Below are 14880 nucleotides of genomic sequence, written 5' to 3' on the forward strand. Positions count from 1 at the left end.
CAATTCAGTTCCGTGGCAGTGCGGGCCGCATGGTGTGCTTGTTTCGTAGTTCCTTCTTGAGGACCTTTCCGGTCGCGCTGATCGGCAGGGCGGCCACGAACTCCACCGATCGCGGCTTCTTGTAGGAGCTCAGGCGTTCGGCCGCGAAGGCGATGAGCTCCCGCTCGGTGAGGGTGCTCCCGGCCGCGCGGGACACGACCGCGTGGATCGCCTCGCCCCAGCGCGGATGCGGGACTCCGATCACGGCCACCTGCTGGACGTCGGGGTGCTGTTCCAGGGCGCGCTCCACCTCGACGCTGAAGACGTTGATGCCGCCGGTGATGATCATGTCCTTCAGCCGGTCGACGATCGTGATGAAGCCGTCGGAGTCGATGACCGCGAGATCGCCGGTCTTGAACCAGTCGCCTTCGCGGCTGCGCTCGGTCTCCTCCGGCATCTGGAAGTAGCCCGGGGAGATCGACGGGCCGGACAGCCAGATCTCGCCGGCGGTGCTGCCGTCGTGGGGCACGTCGCCGCCCTCCGGGTCGACGACGCGGACGTTCACCAGCGTCTCGGGCTTGCCGATCGAGGACAGTCGCTGCCGGCTTCCCTCGGTGTGCAGGTTCTGTGGCCGGAGGATGGTGCCGCAGGAGTAGCTTTCCGCCATGCCGTAGATGGGGTGGAACACGTCGCCCATCAGCGCGCGTGCCCGTTCGAGGACGGGGGCCGGAAACGGCGATCCGCCGGACATGATGCCGCGCAGCGAGGACAGGTCGTACTCGCTGGCCGCCGGGTTGGACACGACCATCTGCACCATGGTCGGCACGATGATGGTGTGGGTGACCTGGTATTCCTGCACCAGCTTGGGGAACTCCGCCGGGTCGAACGCGGGCGGGATGATCGTCCGCCCGCCCTTCATCAGGACCGGGTGCAGGCCCGCCGGGCCTCCCGGGTTGAAGAAGAAAGGGATGCTCTGCAGCGCCGTGCCGAGTTCCGGGACGTCCAGTTCGGCCAGCCAGGTGAGGATCGCGGCGATGGCGTTCCTGTGGGTGAGGATGGCGGCCTTGGGTATGCCCGTGGTGCCGCTCGTCGCGCCCAGCTGGTAGATGTCGTCCTCGTGGATCGCCGCGCCCACCTCGCCGGCGCCGCCGGACGCGATCAGATCCTCGAGATCGAGGTCCAGCCCGTGTCCGGCCCCGAATCCGATGACGTGCCTGATCGACCGGACGTCCGCCAGCCAGGGCGCGCTCGCGAGCAGGTCCGCGTGCACCAGGACCGCGGCCGGCTCCACATAGGACAGGTACGAGCTCGTCTCATAGGGCGCGAGCCTGGTGTTCACCGGCACGCCGATCACACCGGACTTGGCACAGGCGAAGAAGAAATCCAGGTACTCGCCGCAGTTCGGCGCGAACACCGCCAGGCGGTCCCCCTTCGCCAGGCCCATGCCGAGCAGGGCGTTGGCGAAGCGGTTGGTCCGCGCGTCCAGCTCCTGCCAGGTCCGGTGCGCGCCCTGGGGAACGATGACGGCGTCCCGGTCGGGGAAGAACCGCGCGTTGCGCCGGATGATGTCGCTGACCAGCATCGTTTGTCATACCTCTGGCAGTAGTGGTCAGGAACGGCCCAGGTGCTTGGCGATCACGTTGCGCATGATCTGGTTCGTCCCGCCGGCGATCTCGTACAGCTTGGTCTCGCGCCAGTAGCGTTCCATGCCGTACTCGACCATGTAGCTGTAGCCGCCCAGGATCTGCATGCCGCGCGCCGCGCATCTGGTGCCGGCCTCGGAGCCGTGGACCTTGGCCATGGACGCCTCCAAGGTGCAGTCAAGGCCCTGGTCCAGCCGCCAGGCCGCCTGCCAGGTGATCAGCCGGGCGGTCTGCACGTCCATCGCCATGTCGGCGAGCATGTGCCCGACCGCCTGGTGCTCGATGATCGGCTTGCCGAACTGCACGCGCTCCTTGGCGTACTTCAGCGCGAGGTCCAGCGCGCCCTGGCCGAGGCCGGTGCCCTGGGCGCCGACGTAGATCCGCTCGGCGTCCAGCAGCTCGAAGATGATCGAGAGGCCGCCGCCGAGCTCGCCGACGAGGTTCTCCTTGGGCACCCGGACGTCGTTGAGGAAGACCTCGCAGGTGTGGGTCGACTGCCCGGCCAGCTTGCGCAGCGGCCGGATGGTCAGGCCCTCGGCCCCGGTGGGCACGAGCAGGACGGACATGCCCCTGGACGCCGGGGCGTCGGGGTCGGTCCGGACGAAGGCGAAGATGTAGCCGGCGGTGTCGGCGCCGGTGGTGAAGACCTTCTGGCCCCGGATGACGAAGTCGTCGCCGTCGCGTACGGCCCGGGTGGACAGGTGGGTGAGGTCAGACCCGGCCTCCGGCTCGGTCAGGCCCATGGCCAGGCGCAGGGTGCCGGCCGCGACCTGGGGCAGGATCTCCTTCTTCTGCTCCTCCGTGCCGAACCGGTAGACGCCCTTGGCGCAGAACGTGGCCGTGGGCAGCCAGGCGTACGCGAGGGCGGCGCTGGCCCTGGCGATCTCCTCGACGGCGATGCAGATGGAGATCTGGTCCGCGTCGCTTCCCCCGTACTGCTCGCCGAAGGCCAGGCCGGAGAGCCCGAGCCGGGCCGCCTTGAGGTAGAGCTCGGAGTTGAACTCCTCGTCCCGGTCGAAGCGGGCGATCACGTCGACCGGCGCCTCGGCCTCGAAGAACTCCCGCAGCGTCCGCCGCAGCTGCTGGTGTTCCGCGCTGAGCGTGAAGTCCATGTCGCGCGCTCCCTTCTGGCACTCCCGGCCCGCCCACTGTAACGTGACTTAACGCTGTACGTAATATGCCGATCTGATTTGCGAGGTCAGATGCGTCACCTCGATCTGGTGCGGGGCCCCGCGACCCGGTTCGGCGCCAAGACCGCCGTGGTCGAGGGCGACCGGAGGGTCACCTTCGCCGAGCTGGACGACCGGGTGGGACGGCTGGGCGCGGCCTTGCGCGCCAGGGGCCTGGCGCCGGGCGACCGGGTCGCCCTGCTGGCCGCCAACGAGCTGGAATACCTGGAGATCCAGGCCGCGTGCCTGCGCTCGGGGTTCGCGCTGGTTCCGCTGAACACCCGGCTCGCCCAGCGGGAGTTGGGCTTCATCCTCTCCGACAGCGCCCCGGCCCTGCTGATCGCGGGGCGCGGCGAGGAGGAGCGGGCGGCCGGGACCGGAATACCCCACCTGCTGAGCCTGGGCGCGCCACGGGGCATCCCGTCCTATGACGCCGCGCTCGCGGACGCGATCCCGGACTCGGGCGCCGATCCCGGCGACGCGGAACTCCCCGCCACCATCCTCTACACCTCCGGCACCACCGGCTCGCCCAAGGGCGCGGTCGTGGACCGGCTCGGCTTCACCGCGCGCGTGATGATCAACGCCGTCGAGATGGAGGTCCGGGCGGGCGACGTGCACCAGGCGAGCCTGCCGATGTTCCACATCGCCGCGTTCCTGTCCTACGCGCACACCGCCGTCGGCGCCACCTTGGTGATGCTGCCGGAGTTCGCCCCGGAGCGGGCGCTGGACACCCTGGCACGGGAGCGGGTCACCACCACCGTCCTGGTCCCCACGATCATCGCCCTGCTGCTGGAGAGCCCGCTCATCGACCAGGTCGACCTGTCCGCCCTGCGCCTGATCGTCTACGGCGGCTCGTCCATCGAGCCGGGGCCGCTGCGGCGCGCCCTGGCCCGCTTCGGCTGCGGGTTCCACCAGCAGTACGGCATGACCGAGACCGGCGGCCAGACCATCCTGCGCCCCGGCGACCACGATCCGGCCGACACCGTACGGCTGGCCTCGGCGGGAACCGAGGCGATCGGCCTGGAGGTGAGGGTCGTCGGCGACGGGGACAAGCCGGTGGCCCAGGGCGAGGTCGGCGAGATCGTCTGCCGGGGGCCTTCGGTGATGCGCCGCTACTGGAACCGGCCGGAGGCCACCGCGGCCGCGCTGCGCGGCGGCTGGATGCACACCGGCGACCTGGGATACCGGGACGAGGGCGGCTACCTGCACATCACCGACCGGCGCAACGACATGATCATCACAGGCGGGGAGAACGTCTACCCGCGCGAGGTGGAGGCGGTGCTGTCCGAGCATCCCGGCATCGCCGAGGTGGCCGTGGTGGGCGCCCCGGACCCCGTGTGGGGGCAGGTGGTCACCGCAGTCGTGGTGGGGGACGCGCACTTCGACGGGGAGTTGACCGCCTGGGCCAGGGAGCGGCTGGCCGGTTACAAGGTTCCCCGCCGCTGGATCAGGGCCGAGAGCCTTCCCCGCAATGTCACGGGGAAGGTGCTCAAGCACCGCCTGCGAGCCATGCTTTCCGGCTGATCCGGCTCACTCGCCGCGGAAATCCGGGGCGCGCCGCTCGAGGAAGGCCCGGATGCCTTCAGTGAAGTCATGGGTCTTCCAGAGTTCCGCGACCCGCTCCTGCTCCAGATCCAGCTGCTCCGCCAGGCCTTGCGCGCTCGCCCGGTCCACCAGTTCCCGCACCCGCAGCAGGGCCAGCGGCGGACCGGCCGCGAGCGTGGCCGCCAGCTCCTGGGCGGCGGCCAGCGCCGACCCGTCCGGCACCGGCGGCTCGGCCAGGCCGAGCGCCGCCGCCTCCGCCGCGCGGACCGGCCGGTTGCGCAGCAGCAGGGACAGGGCGCGGGCCGAGCCCAGCATCCGGGTCAGGAAGTAGGACACGCCGCCGTCCGGGGAGGAGCCGATGCCCAGGTAGCCGGGGACGAGCCGGGCGCCCTCGGCCAGGATCCGCAGGTCGGCGCAGAGCGCGAGCCCCATCCCCGCCCCCACGGCGGGCCCTTCGACGGCGGCGATCAGCGGCACCGGCAGGAGGCGCAGCCGCTTGAGCGTGCCGTGCAGCCCTTCGACCAGCGGGGTGAGCACCTCGGCGGGTTCCCCGGCCAGGGCCTGGCCGACCAGGGTGAGGTCGGCTCCGGCGCAGAACGCGGGGCCGCGCCCAGTCAGGACCAGGGCGCGGGCGCCCCGCTCGACCAGGGACGCCGCCGCCGGGGCCAGATTGCCGACCAGGTCGACGGTGAGCGCGTTCATCTTGTCCGGCCGGTTCAGCTCGATGGTGCCCACCCGGCCGGTGAGCGATGTCTCCAGGGACACGGGACCTCCTCGCGGGATCAGTAGCCGATGGTGCGCAGACCGTGGTCCATGCACATGTAAGGGACGCCCATACCGAGACGGACGAAGGTCGCGTCGCGCACGCCGTCCCGGCCGAACCCGCTCACCAGCGGGAAGGAGGTGCAGATGTACTCGGCGTCGATGAAGACGGAGTAGTACCTGATCCGCTCCTCGTCGATCCTCGGCCCGCCCGCCTTCTCGTACGCCTCGAACATCTCCTCGCGGGGCAGCAGCGCGTCCGCGCCGCGCCACAGGGCCGAGGCCCAGTCCTTCATGGGGTCGCCCAGGTGCGCCTGCTCCCAGTCGGTGAGCGCCACCACCTGGTCGCCCTCGTAGATGAAGTTGCCGACGCCCACGTCTCCCCACACCAGGGAGGTACGCGAGACCTCGGTGGGCACGTTGCGCTTCAGCCAGGAGAACAGGGCCTCCACCACGGGCATGGGCTCGGGTTCCGCGGCCCGGTAGGCCCGCTCGTAGTGGGCCAGCTCCAGCAGGGCGCAGTCCTCCGGACGTGCCGGCACGGCCATGAAGTCGCCGAGTCCGGCGCGCTCCCAGTCGAGGGTGTGCACGGCCGCGAGGCGCTCGGCCAGGTGCCTGCCGATCCTGCGCCGCGTCTCCTCCCGGCCCGGGGCGAACAGCTTTCCCGCCGAGGCCGAGCCGGGCACCGTACGGCGCACGTAGAACGGCGCGCGTCCGATCAGCGATTCGTCGGTCTCGAACCACAGCGCCCGCGCGACCGGCACCTCGGTCGGGCCGAGCGCCGCGAAGGTGCGGTACTCGCGCTCCAGGCCGACCGGGACCACCGAACCCTCCGGGTGATCGACCCTGATGGTCAGCGCGTCGGTGAACTCCGCGCCGTCCCTGACGCCGGAGACCTCGGCGAACCAGGTCTGCCTGGACATCCCGCCGACATTGCGTTTCAGGGACACGACCGTGAGATCGTCGGCCTCCAGGCGATCGCGCAGGTACGCGCCCAGCCGCCCGTCGTCCAGCCCGGTCACGACGCCACCGGGCGGAATGACATGAACAGCGGCTCCACCATGGGCTTGGTCCGGTCCACCTGGCGCCGCACCAGTCGGTAAACCTCGTCCCTCAGATCCTGTACGGCGGGATCCGCCCCCTCGGCCTCGTCCAGCCATCGCATCACCGCCACGATCACGCCCCGCAACTGCTCGTTGCGCGCGGTCGCGTCCCCCGGCGGGTCGCCCGCCGCCCCCGCGACCAACTCCGCCAAGCTGTCCCATTCCCCGCCCAGGGCAGCGGCGCTGCCGCCGATCGCCGCGAGGACCGCCAGCATGTCGGCGCTGTCCTCGGCCAGCGCGTCCCCCTCTCCCGCCAGGCGCAGTTTCAGGTGCTGGAGCAGGAGATCCATCGCGGCGCCGGCATAGCGGGCCCAGCGGTCCTCGACATGGGGCAGCAAGGTCTCGTTGAGGGACAGCCGGAGGCTGTCCAGCAGGTCATCCGGTGACGGCCGCACAGACGCCTTCTCCCTCGTCCTCAAGATGTGACGTGCAACGTAAAATTATGTCCGTTACAGTACCGCATAGCTATCTAACGTGAAAGGTCAGCACGATGGGTATCGCACCGATCCTCGACCAAGACGAGTACATGCACGAACCCACCGACCACCCGCAGTTCAACGAGTCGGCCTACTACAACTTCGTGGACAACGACTCGGGCTTCGGGGTGCTCATCAGGATGGGCAACCGGGTCAACGAGGGGCACGCCGAGGTCACCGTGCTGCTCTACCTTCCCGGCGGCGGAGCGGCCATCCGATTCGACCGCGCGCCGATAAACGACAACGACAGGTTCAAGGCGGCCGGGCTGGCGTTCGAGGTCGTGGAGCCGCTGCGGAAGATCAAGGTCGTCTTCGACGGCACCGCGTACCTGCTGGACAAGGGCACCGCCCTGGAGAACCCCAAGCGGGCCTTCACGACCAGCCCCGTCGTCCCGATCGCGCTCGAGCTGCTCTACGACAACGTCGTCCCGGTGTACGGGCTCGGCGGGGGCTCCGGCATCCAGGGCGCGGAGGACAGCATCGCGGTCGGCCACTACCAGGGGCCCTGCGCCGTGCGGGGCTGGGTGGAGATCGACGGCCGGCATCGCCACATCAACGGCCTGGGCTTCCGCGACCACTCCTGGGGGCCGCGCATCTGGCAGGGTCCCCGGTTCTGGCGCTGGCTCTCCTGCATGGCCGACGAGCGCAACGGTTTCGTCGCCTGGGCGCAGCAGATCGGCGACACCCCCTCGCCCGGCAACGGCATGGTCCTGCGCGACGGCGTGGTCGAGCTGGTCAACCGGGTCTCGGTGCAGAGCGAGTACGGCCCGGCCCCCTACTACGCGACCTCCACGCGAGTCTCTATGTGGACCGAGTCGGGCGAGCACGTGGCGGCCTCCGGCACGATGTTCCACAACGTCCCCCTGCGCAACCGCCGCGACGGGGAGGTCGCCAGACTGGCCGAGTACCTGGTCGAGTTCGACTACCTGGGCACGACCGGCTACGGCGTCTGCGAGTTCCACGACCGCATGATCGAGGGCGTCCCCGCGGGGATGCACGTGGCATGAAGGGGCTGCGCTTCGCCCGGCACGGCGGGCCCGAGGTGCTGGGCTGGGACGAGGTCCCGGTGCCGGAGCCCGGTACCGGCGAGCTGCTGATCGAGGTGCGCGCCTTCGCCGTGAACTGGGCCGACCTGCTGGAACGCGCGGGAAGATATCCGGGCGCGCCCGAACCGCCCTACGTCATGGGCCACGACCTCACCGGCGTCGTGGTGGCCAGGGGGCCAGGCGCCGAGGGCCCTCCGATCGGCACACGGGTCTTCGGGGTGATCTCCAAGGGCGGCGCGGCGGCCGAGTTCGTCACCGCGCCCGTGACCCAGGTCTACCCGGCGCCGGCGACGCTCAGCGACGCCCAGGCCGCCGGGGCCGCGGGCCCTTACCTCACCGCCGACGCCGCCATCCTCACCATGGGCCGCCTGCGCAAGGGCGAGGACGTGCTGATCCACGCCGCGGCCGGCGCGTACGGCTCGGCCTGCCTGCAGCTGTGCCGGGCGTACGGCGCCGGAAGGATCATCGCCACCGCCGGTTCCGACGCCAAGGCGGAGCGGATCCGGCAGTGGGGCGCCGACGTGGCGGTCAACTACACCACGCGGGACTTCGCCGAGGTCGTCCGCGAGGTCACCGGCGGGCGCGGCGTGCCGCTGCTCCTGGAGTCCGTCGGCGGCGAGGTCCTCGACCGCAGCCTCGACTGCCTCTCCCCCGGCGGCCGCCTGGTCAGCGTGGGGGCCAGCAGCGGCCGGGGCAGCCAGCGGCTCCGGCTGCACACCCTGTTCGAGCTGGGCGTCTCGGTGTCCGGCTTCACCCTCGGCACCTGGCTGGCCCACAACCCGGAACTGGTACGCCCCTCCGTCGAGCGCGTCCTCCAGCAGTTCGAGAACGGCGGAGCCGCCCCCGTCGTCGCCCGGGTGTTCCCCGCGGCCGAGGTCGCCGCCGCCCACGAGTTCCTCGCCGCCCGCCGTTCGGTGGGCCGCACGGTCGTCACCGTTGCCGAAGCCCTCTGACGCGTATAGTTTACGTTGAACGTCAAAAAGTAGAGATTGAGGAGCGGCCGCAGATGGCGGACATGGAACGCGTGGACAGGGAGACCCTGTACGTCGAGAAGTACCCGTCGGACCGGTACGCGGTGGTCACCCTGCACCGGCCCGACGTGCTCAACGCCGGCAGCCCGGCCCTCTTCGGGGAGCTGGCCGACACCATCGCCTCGTTCGAGACCGACGACCAGGTCCGCGCCATCGTGCTGACCGGCAACGGCCGGGCCTTCTCGGCCGGCGCCGACCTGGGCGGCATGACCTTCGACAGCATGGGCGACTGCCGCAGGTTCATCCGGCTGGCCCACGCGCCGTTCGAGGCGATCGAGCGCCTGGGCAAGATCGTGATCGCCGCGGTCAACGGCTACGCCTTCGGCTTCGGCACCGAGATCGCCCTGGCCTGCGACCTGGTCCTGGCCTCGGAGAAGGCCCGCTTCGGCCTGCGCGAGATGAACCACGGCCTGGTCCCCGCGGTCACCATCACCCGCGGCGTCGACATGATCGGCCGCCGCCGGGTGGCCTGGATGGCCTACACCTCCGACGACATCTCCGCCGAGGAGGCCAGGGAGCTCGGCTTCGTCAACAGGGTCGTCGCGCCCGAGTCGCTGGCGCAGGCCTACACCGAGCTGGCCGTGCGGATGGCCAAGCGGGCCCCGCTGGCCGTCGCCGCCACCAAGTGGGCCCTGAACAAGCAGGCCGGCGGCCACTACCGCGAGGGCGAGAACCTGATGCCCGCGATCTTCGCGTCGGCCGACGTGGCCGAGGGCCGCCGGGCGTTCGAGGAGCGCCGCGAGCCCGTCTTCCGCGGCGAATGACCCAAGCGAGAGAGGAGAGAACCGCGATGAGCGTGCTGGACCAGTTCAGACTCGACGGCAAGGTGGCCATCGTCACCGGCGCCTCCTCCGGGCTCGGCGTCGGTTTCGCCGAGGCGCTCGCCGACGCGGGGGCCGACGTGGTCCTGGGGGCGCGGCGGGTGGACCGCCTGCACGAGGTCAAGGGCAAGATCACCGCGGCCGGGCGCCGGTGCGTGGCCGTCCGGACCGACGTCTCCCAGGTGGCGGACTGCGAGGCCCTGGTGGCGGCCGCGGTCGAGCAGCTCGGCGACGTGCACATCCTGGTCAACAACGCCGGGGTCGGCCACGCCGCTCCGGCCCACAAGGAGAAACCGGAGGACTTCGCCCGGGTCGTGGGCGTCAACCTGGTCGGCGCGTACTACATGGCCCAGGCCTTCGGCCGCGCCTGCATCAAGGCGAAGCACGGCGGCTCGGTGGTCAACATCTCCTCGGCGCTGGGCATCAGCGGCGGCGACATCCCCCAGGTGGCCTACTCCTCCTCCAAGGCGGGCATGAACGGCATGACCCGCGACCTGGCCATGCAGTGGTCGGCCAGGTACGGCATCCGCGTCAACTCCCTGGCCCCGAGCTTCTTCTCCTCCGAACTGACCGATCCGCTGCTGGCGTCCGAGGTGGGCGTGGGCAAGGTACTGGCGCGCACTCCCCTGGGCCGCATCGGGGAGACGCACGAGCTCTACGGGGCGCTGCTGCTGCTGGCCTCCGACGCCGGGTCGTACATCACGGGCGTCACGCTGCCGGTCGACGGCGGCTGGAGCCTCCACTAGAGCGGCGCACCTGCGCGGGAGGGGCGTTCGATGGCCCTCCCGCGTACAGCCATGACCTCGTTCTTTGCCGTGTATCAGTCGTGTTACGGCCTTGTTTCCTTCCGTTCAACGTGAAAAACTCACCCGGCAATGGAGGCCCGCGCGGAGGCCTTGCTCATGGAGGTTCGCAGTGCGCAATACAACCCAGATTCGCATCGCTCTCGCCTCGACCGCCCTGCTGGTCGCCGTCGCCACCGCCTGCGGTGGTGACTCGGGCGAATCGCCCACGGCTCAGGGCGGCGGGGGCGCTGAAACCGTCCGCGTCATGATGTACCCGGCGCAGTCCTACCGCCTGCCGGTGATGATCGCGCAGCAGCAGGGCCTGTTCGAGAAGCGGGGGATCACGCTCGACGTCGCCGAGCAGCCGGCCAACCTGCAGGGCATGCAGGGCCTGAGCGCCACCAAGTCCGACATCGGCATCGTCACCGTCGGCACGCTCGGCCAGGGCTGGCAGGCCGGATCCAAGGGCGCCTTCTTCTGCGGCGGCATCAAGGTCCTGCAGACGACGCTGATGGCCCCGGTGGGCAGCACGCTGCCCTCCACCCAGGACGGCGCCACCTGGCAGGAGGTGCTCAAGTCCCTGGCGGGCAAGAAGATCGGCATCCAGACCCCGATCGGGTCCGGGCTCCAGCTGATCTTCGCGGCCGCGCTCAAGGAGGCGGGCGTCACCGACGTCACCTACGTCAACCTCGGCGGCGGCAGCAGCGCCGCCATCGCGGCGCTCGGCAACGGCAGCGTCGACGTCGCCCAGTTCAACCCGACGGGCACCCAGTTCATCCTCAACGCCAAGACCGGCAAGCCGTTGCTGTACATGCCCGAGGGCCCCGCCGCCTACAAGGACTACTACGGCAGCGCCTGGGTGGGCACCGGCGACTTCCTCCAGCAGCGGCCCGCCGCCGCCAAGGCGTTCTGCGAGGCCGTGACGGAGGCGCTGCGGTTCGTCGCCGAGCCCGCCAACCGCCAGACCGCGCTGGACACGCTGGTGAAGGACACCGGCGTCGAAGCCCCGGTCGCCGAGCTGGTCCTGGACCAGACCTACGGCGACTTCTCCACCGAACTCGACAAGGCCAGGCTCACAGCCACCTTCGACGCCTACGTCGGCCTGGGCATCCTCAAGGCCGATCCGAAGCCGACGTACGAGTCGCTGGTGGTCATCCCGCAAGGCTGACGGAACGGCGCGGCGGCGGGCCGTGTCCGCCGCCGTGCCAGAGCGAGGGAGAGGACGCGGGAGATGAGCGCCGAACGGCTGTCCGTCCAAGACCGATTCGACATCGCCGACCTGCTGGCCAGGCGCCCGACGGCTGGCGTATCGCCGAGCGCGACCTGACCCACACCTGGACGCGGGGCAACCTGGCTGTGCTCGCCTCGAACCATAGGTTCGTAGACCAGGGTGACCTTTAACTGCCAATATCCCCGATATGGGACGAGCAGCACCATCGCATGTTAACGGGCGATTACGCGTTCCATGCTTGCCATCTTGCGTTCAACGTGAGATTTTTCTGTATAGCTACCGCGAGAGACGCCGGGACCTCTGACTGACTTGTGCAGGTACCGAGGGAGATGGAACGTTGGCAACCAGAACCGAGAACGGACCGGCCGCAACGGCCGAGCCCTCCGCCCCATCTCCGCTGATCTCGTTCAAAGACGTCCACCAGGTGTTCCGGCTCCAGAGCGCCAAGGACGAGAACGGCGCCGGCGGGACCCGTGACCTCGTGGCCCTCCAGGGCATCGACGTGGAGATCCATTCCGGGCAGTTCGTCGCCCTGGTCGGCGCGAGCGGCTGCGGCAAGACCACGATGCTCAACATGCTGGCTGGACTCGTGCACCCCACCAGCGGCGAGGTCGTCCTCGACGGCACGGCACCCGAGCTGCCCAACATGGACATCGGCTACATGTTCGCCAGAGACGCCCTGCTCCCGTGGCGTACGGCGCGCAAGAACGTGGAGCTGCCGCTGGAGACGCGCGGCTGGAACCGCCGGGAGCGCCAGGACCGGGCCCGCGAGATGCTGGAGCTGGTCGGCCTGAAGGGCCGCGAGTCGCAGTACCGGCTGCAGCTGTCCCAGGGCATGCGCCAGCGGGTGGCGCTGGCGCGCACGCTGGCCGCCGACCCCTCGCTCCTGCTGATGGACGAGCCCTTCGCCGCCCTGGACGCCCGCACCAAGCTCACCCTGCAGGCCGAGTTCCTGCGCATCTGGGAGCAGCACCAGGGCGGCGACCGCCGCAAGACGGTCGTCTTCGTCACCCACGACCTCCAGGAGGCCGTGCTGCTGGCCGACCGCGTCATCGTGATGCTGCCGCACCCGGGCAGGATCGCCGAGGACCGGGTCATCGACCTGCCGCGCCCCCGCGCCGAGGACCTGGGCGAGATCCAGTTCACCGACGAGTTCCAGCGCATCACCCACGACCTCTTCGAGCGCCTCGAAGGCGCCATCGGATCGCGCGCTGAGGGGCGGGCACCTCGATGACCATCAGCACCATGCGACCGGCCCCGGCCGCCACGCCTGCGGGGAATATCGCGCGGCCCCGCGCCTGGCAGTCCAGGACGTTCATCAACGCCGCGCGCGTCCTGATCTGCGTGGCCTTCCTGGCCCTGTGGGAGATCGCCTCCCGGCAGGGCTGGGTGGAGGAGACCCTGTTCGGGCGGCCCAGCGGCGTCTGGACCTCGATGCTGGAGTACCTGCCCTCGGAGCGCAGCCTGGAGTCGCTGCGGGCCACCGGCGCGGCCGTCGGGGTGTCTTTCGTCATCGGCTCGATCTCCGGCACCCTCGCCGGGCTGATCCTGGGCCTGAGCCCCACCCTGAACTCGATCTTCGGGCCGTTCCTTGCCCCGATCAACAGCGTGCCCCGCATCGCGCTGGCCCCGCTGTTCATCGCCTGGTTCGGGCTGACCATGACGGCCAAGGTGGTCCTGGCCGTCAGCATCGTCTTCTTCATCCTGACCGAGAACGCCCGCTCGGCCGTGCGGTCGGTGGACGCGGACCTGATGACCATGGCCCGCGTGGTCGGCCTGAAGCGCGCCTCGCTCCTGCTGAAGGTGGTGCTCCCCTCGGCGGTGCCCACGATGTTCGCCGGCCTGCGGCTGACCTTCGTCTACGCCCTGCTCGGCGTGGTGGCCTCGGAGATGGTCGCCGCCACCGGCGGTCTCGGCCAGGACATCGTGCTGTACTCCTCCTCCTACCAGATCAACACGGTCTTCGCGATCCTGGTGGAGCTGATGGCCGTCGCCATCGTCATGAACTGGCTCTTCAACGCCGCCGAGCGCCGCCTGCTGGTGTGGCAGGTCAGCTGACCCGGCCGGGCAGCTCGTCGAGGAACTCGTACAGGCCCTTGGACAGATGGTGGCCGCCGTCGATGGTGAGCACCTCGCCGACCACGTAGGAGGCGTCGTCGGACAGGAGGTAGGCGGTCGCCCGTGCCGTCTCCTCGGCTCTCAGCAGGCGACCGGCCGGGATGGCCTCGATCAGGCGGCGGCGCACCCGCGGGTCGCCCGCCAGGAAGTCGGTGCCGCCCACCGGCATCCATCCTGGAGCCACCGCGTTCACGCGCACCCCCCGCCCGGCCCACTCCGCGCCCAGGGTGCGGGTCATGGCCAGGACGCCGCCCTTGGCCGAGGCGTTGTGCACGATGCCGGGCGCGCCCATCCAGGCGTAGGGGGTCAGCACGTTGACCACCGCTCCCCCTCGACCGGCTCGCAGCCAGCGGCCGGCCACCTCGGCGGTACAGTGCCAGGTGCCGTTGAGGACGATCTTGATGACCGAGTCGAAGCCGTTGGGGGTCAGCTCCTCCGCCTTGACGGGGAACAGGCCGGAGGCGTTGTTGACCAGCCCGTCCACCGCGCCGAGAAGCTCGGTGGCCCGGTCGGCCATGGCCGCCACCGAGGCGGGGTCGCGGACGTCCACGGTGACCGCGAACGCCCGGCCGTCGCCCAGCTCGGCACCGATCGCCTCGGCCACCTGGCCGAGAGTCTCCTCGGTGCGCCCGCAGACCACCACCCGGGCGCCGAGACGGCACAGCTCCGCCGCCATGGCCGAGCCGAGCCCGCCGCCGCCCCCGGTGACGATGATCCCCTTGCCGTCCACTCCGGACAGAGTTGCCACAATGCCCCTTTCCTAGACCAGGCTGGCCTTGCCGACGTTCTCCCTGATGTACTCGGCGACCACGCCGCCGGGCAGCCCCGGCGGGAAGGAGCGGTGCACGCCCAGCGCCCGGAGCGGCTCGAAGTCCACCTCGGGGATGATGCCACCCATGATCACCAGGACCTGGGTCATGCCGCGTTCCTTGAGCGCGGGGATCAGGTCGCGGGCGATCTGCAGCTGCCCGCTGGTCATCACGCTGACGGCGACCACGTCGGCGTTCTCCTGCAGGGCCGCCTCAGCGATCTCCGCCACGACGCCGAACCGGAAGTAGACGACCTCCATGCCGGCGTCGCGCAGCTCCCTGGCGATCAGCTTGCTGCCGCGCCCGTGGACGTCGATCTTCTTCTTGGCCAGCAAGACCTTGATGTGCTCTCCGGACACGGG

Annotated in this window: 15 protein-coding genes; 8 read left to right on the forward strand and 7 right to left on the reverse strand. The window is 70.4% G+C overall.

Features of this window, described 5'->3' with window-relative positions:
- Positions 1-4: 4 nt before the first annotated feature.
- Both Amac_RS25205 and Amac_RS25210 read right to left on the reverse strand, forming a co-directional pair.
- Entirely contained in the window at positions 5-1561 is a 1557-nt protein-coding gene (locus tag Amac_RS25205; protein WP_155356867.1) for a class I adenylate-forming enzyme family protein, read from the reverse strand.
- 27 nt (positions 1562-1588) lie between these two features.
- Positions 1589-2734, reverse strand: a complete 1146-nt coding sequence (locus Amac_RS25210; protein ID WP_155356868.1) for an acyl-CoA dehydrogenase family protein — start codon at positions 2732-2734, stop codon at positions 1589-1591.
- 90 nt (positions 2735-2824) lie between these two features.
- Here Amac_RS25210 and Amac_RS25215 point away from each other — a divergent pair, with 90 nt between their 5' ends.
- Entirely contained in the window at positions 2825-4315 is a 1491-nt protein-coding gene (locus Amac_RS25215) for a class I adenylate-forming enzyme family protein (protein ID WP_155356869.1), read from the forward strand.
- 6 nt (positions 4316-4321) lie between these two features.
- On the opposite strand, the gene Amac_RS25220 is transcribed toward Amac_RS25215, so the two are convergent.
- Genes Amac_RS25220 through Amac_RS53805 form a run of 3 tightly spaced genes read right to left on the reverse strand, consistent with a single transcriptional unit; the run spans position 4322 to position 6596 of the window.
- Positions 4322-5101 carry an enoyl-CoA hydratase/isomerase family protein gene (locus Amac_RS25220; RefSeq protein WP_155356870.1) on the reverse strand — a complete coding sequence of 260 codons (780 nt, stop codon included), beginning with the start codon at positions 5099-5101 and terminating at the stop codon, positions 4322-4324.
- A 17-nt stretch (positions 5102-5118) separates the two neighbouring features.
- Positions 5119-6120, reverse strand: coding sequence for a phosphotransferase family protein (locus tag Amac_RS25225; protein ID WP_170322635.1), 1002 nt, complete (start codon positions 6118-6120; stop codon positions 5119-5121).
- Positions 6117-6596 (reverse strand): hypothetical protein, encoded by a 480-nt coding sequence (locus Amac_RS53805; RefSeq protein WP_170322636.1) that lies wholly within the window; start codon positions 6594-6596, stop codon positions 6117-6119. The genes Amac_RS25225 and Amac_RS53805 overlap by 4 nt, the downstream gene beginning before the upstream one ends.
- A gap of 95 nt (positions 6597-6691) precedes the next feature.
- Between Amac_RS53805 and Amac_RS25230 the strand changes: the two genes are divergently transcribed.
- The 7 genes from Amac_RS25230 (at position 6692) to Amac_RS25260 (ending at position 13649) form a co-directional block, all read left to right on the forward strand.
- Positions 6692-7684: a DUF7064 domain-containing protein gene (locus Amac_RS25230; RefSeq protein WP_155356872.1), complete on the forward strand. Its 993-nt coding sequence runs from the start codon at positions 6692-6694 to the stop codon at positions 7682-7684.
- Positions 7681-8676: a quinone oxidoreductase family protein gene (locus Amac_RS25235; protein ID WP_155356873.1), complete on the forward strand. Its 996-nt coding sequence runs from the start codon at positions 7681-7683 to the stop codon at positions 8674-8676. The genes Amac_RS25230 and Amac_RS25235 overlap by 4 nt, the downstream gene beginning before the upstream one ends.
- Positions 8677-8729: 53 nt before the next feature.
- On the forward strand, positions 8730-9518 hold the full coding sequence (locus Amac_RS25240; protein ID WP_155356874.1) for an enoyl-CoA hydratase/isomerase family protein: 789 nt from the start codon (positions 8730-8732) through the stop codon (positions 9516-9518).
- A gap of 26 nt (positions 9519-9544) precedes the next feature.
- The gene (locus Amac_RS25245) at positions 9545-10321 is read left to right on the forward strand and encodes an SDR family NAD(P)-dependent oxidoreductase (RefSeq protein WP_155356875.1); all 777 of its coding nucleotides are present in this window, start codon (positions 9545-9547) and stop codon (positions 10319-10321) included.
- Between the two features lie 169 nt (positions 10322-10490).
- A complete protein-coding gene (locus Amac_RS25250) occupies positions 10491-11528 on the forward strand; it encodes an ABC transporter substrate-binding protein (RefSeq protein ID WP_155356876.1) in 1038 nt (345 codons plus the stop codon).
- A 400-nt stretch (positions 11529-11928) separates the two neighbouring features.
- Positions 11929-12825: an ABC transporter ATP-binding protein gene (locus Amac_RS25255; protein ID WP_155356877.1), complete on the forward strand. Its 897-nt coding sequence runs from the start codon at positions 11929-11931 to the stop codon at positions 12823-12825.
- Positions 12826-12836: 11 nt separating this feature from the next.
- Positions 12837-13649, forward strand: a complete 813-nt coding sequence (locus Amac_RS25260) for an ABC transporter permease (protein ID WP_218041270.1) — start codon at positions 12837-12839, stop codon at positions 13647-13649.
- Here the strand turns inward: Amac_RS25260 and Amac_RS25265 are convergent.
- Positions 13642-14457: an SDR family oxidoreductase gene (locus Amac_RS25265; protein ID WP_218041271.1), complete on the reverse strand. Its 816-nt coding sequence runs from the start codon at positions 14455-14457 to the stop codon at positions 13642-13644. The genes Amac_RS25260 and Amac_RS25265 overlap by 8 nt on opposite strands.
- 12 nt (positions 14458-14469) lie before the next feature.
- Positions 14470-14877, reverse strand: coding sequence for a cobalamin B12-binding domain-containing protein (locus tag Amac_RS25270; RefSeq protein ID WP_170322637.1), 408 nt, complete (start codon positions 14875-14877; stop codon positions 14470-14472).
- Positions 14878-14880: the final 3 nt, after the last annotated feature.

Source organism: Acrocarpospora macrocephala (assembly GCF_009687865.1).
GTDB lineage: Bacteria > Actinomycetota > Actinomycetes > Streptosporangiales > Streptosporangiaceae > Acrocarpospora > Acrocarpospora macrocephala.